This is a genomic window from Desulfobacula sp. (assembly GCF_021107415.1).
The window spans coordinates 1-2,526 of the sequence record NZ_JAIOSW010000065.1 but is presented as its reverse complement, the minus strand read 5'-3'; the positions used below and the strand labels follow the sequence as shown (position 1 = coordinate 2,526).

The 2,526-nt window shown below is 45.2% G+C and carries 1 protein-coding gene; it reads right to left on the bottom strand.

Going from position 1 to position 2,526, the window contains the following annotated elements:
* Positions 1-22: 22 nt before the first annotated feature.
* A complete protein-coding gene (locus tag K8S13_RS03500; protein WP_291460483.1) occupies positions 23-2,440 on the bottom strand; it encodes an FAD-dependent oxidoreductase in 2,418 nt (805 codons plus the stop codon).
* Between the last annotated feature and the right edge of the window lie 86 nt (positions 2,441-2,526).

Below are 2,526 nucleotides of genomic sequence, written 5' to 3'. Positions count from 1 at the left end.
TTTCTTATTTTATTGTTGGCTTCTAACTCTTCATTCTTTCATTTTTAGGATCATACAGAGGCATGGTCACCACCTGGGCGCTTTTGGGCTTACCAAGAATTTCCACATCCATTTTTGTCCCGGTTTTTGCAAATTCAGGCGTTACATACCCCAGGGCAATACTTTTTTCCACCCTGTGACCGTAACCTCCTGAGGAGGTCATGCCGATACGTTCACCATCCTTTAAAATCGGATTATATCCCCAGGGATCTGAATCTTTTGCTTCAACCACCAGACATACCAGTTTTAAAGGAATACCTGCCTCTTTTTGTTTAAGGATACCTTGTTTACCGATAAACTCCTTGTCCAGCTTCACTGTCCAGCCCACATTGGTCTCAAGAGGAGTATGGTGAACCGTCATTTCGCTCTTCCAGGCCAGGTAGCCTTTTTCAAGGCGCATGGAATCCATGGCATGCATACCGATTAATTTAATATCGAATTTTTTGCCGGCTTCCATCAGGGCATTGTAAACTGCAATCTGCTGTTCAATGGGATGAAAAATCTCAAAACCCAGTTCCCCAACATAGTTCATGCGGTTGATGCGGCATTTCGTCCGGCCCACATAAATTTCCCGGCTGGAAGAAAATTTAAATATATCATTGGACACATCCCCATAAACCGTCTTTTCCAATACCTTGCGGCTTTCAGGTCCCACAAGAACCAGACAGCCCATTTTATAGGTGAGATCATCCATTTGGACAGACCCGTCAGATGGAAGGTTAACCAGCATCCAGTGCTGATCATGTTTTTTCCCTATACTTGCAGTGACGCAAAAGAATTCTTCCTCATTGACCCGGGTAATGGTCATATCTGATTTAAAATTTCCTTTGTGATCCAGCATGGGACTTAAGGCAATACTGCCATCTTTTTCAGGCACTTTCTGACAGGTCATATTGTTAAGCCATTTTTTCGCACCCGGCCCTGAAATTTTTGTTTTGGCAAAACGGGTAAGATCAATGATGCCCACATGGTTCATGACATGTTTACATTCATTGTCCACATGCTTAAAGGCATTAGACCGCCTCCAGGACGGTGTTTCATAGGCATCTTCACCCTCGGGCGGGAAATAATTGGGGCATTCCCAGCCGTAGTAGTCTCCGAAAACAGCATTGCCTGCTTTCTGGTATTCATAAATCGGGCTTGTCCTGTTGGGCCTTGCCGCATCCCGAAACTCATTGGGGAAAAAAGTAGAATAAAGTCTTGGATAGATGTCTGCAATTTTTTCATGGTTATATGCCCAGTTGGCGTGGGAGCCAAACCGTCTGGAATCCACATGCCACAGATCAATTTCAGGCTCGCCGTTCATGATCCATCCGGCCAGATAATGCCCGATACCACCTGCCTGGGTGATACCAAAGCTGTAACCACAAGCCTGGTAAAAATTTTTCAATGGTGCAGCTGGACCCACCAGGGGATCACCATTCGGCGTATAAGTAATCGGGCCTGCTGTCACATGCTTGAATCCGGTATCTCCCAAGACAGGAAACCGTTCCATGCCGGCTTCAATACAGTCGGCAATATTATCAATATCCGGGTTCAGTTCTTCCTGGGCATAATCCCAGGGAACCCCGTTCTTCTTCCACTGCTGTCCGTTTGCCTCATACATGCCCAGGATCAAACTGTCCATCTCCTGTCTCAGGTAAACGGATTTATCAGGATCACGTACCAGTGGCAGCATGGTATCCCTATCTTCAACTGCATTAATTTTTTCATACAGGATATGGGTATGGGCAATGGCAATGGAAGGAATTTCAAGGCCGACCATTTTTGAAACTTCCGGTGCCCAGAGCCCTGCTGCATTGACCACAACTTCACAAGTAATATCCCCTTTGTCGGTTTTTACGATCCATTCATCGGATTTTTTCTGCTCAATACCGGTGACCAGGGTATGAAGGTTGAGTTCTGCTCCGTATTTTCTTGCCCCTTTTGCCAGGGCCTGGGTCATGGAAGCAGGATCCACATCTCCGTCATCCGGCCAGTAAAGGCCGCCTAAAAGCCCATCTGTATTCATTAAAGGGTGCAATTTACCCATTTCTTCAGGCGTTACAAAACTGACATCTAGTCCCAAGCAACGGTTCATGGAATAATAATATCCCAGCTCATCCATACGGTCAGGATTGTCAGCGGTTTTAATAGACCCTGTTGTATGCCAACCGGTGGATTGCCCGGTTTCCTGTTCCAGCTGCTTGAATATTTCGATACTCTTCATGTTAATCTGGGTGCAGTAAAAACTTGGATGGTAAAAAGAGACATTACCTGCTGCTATCCAGGTGGACCCCGACGTCAGCTCGTGTTTTTCAACCAGCACAACATCTTTCCATCCGTATTTTGCCAGGTGATATGCCACACTGACACCGATTGCACCACCACCGATAATGACTGCTCTTGCATTGGTTTTCATTGTTTTAAGATCTCCTTTTATTGAATCCTTTATCAAACAGTTCTTTATTTTTTTATTTAGATGCACTTAACATACCAACCTGGAAA

Coding starts and splice junctions, on each gene's coding strand:
- K8S13_RS03500 (WP_291460483.1), bottom strand. CDS start 2,440: ATGAAAACCAATGCAAGAGCAGTCATTATCGGTGGTGGTGCAATCGGT.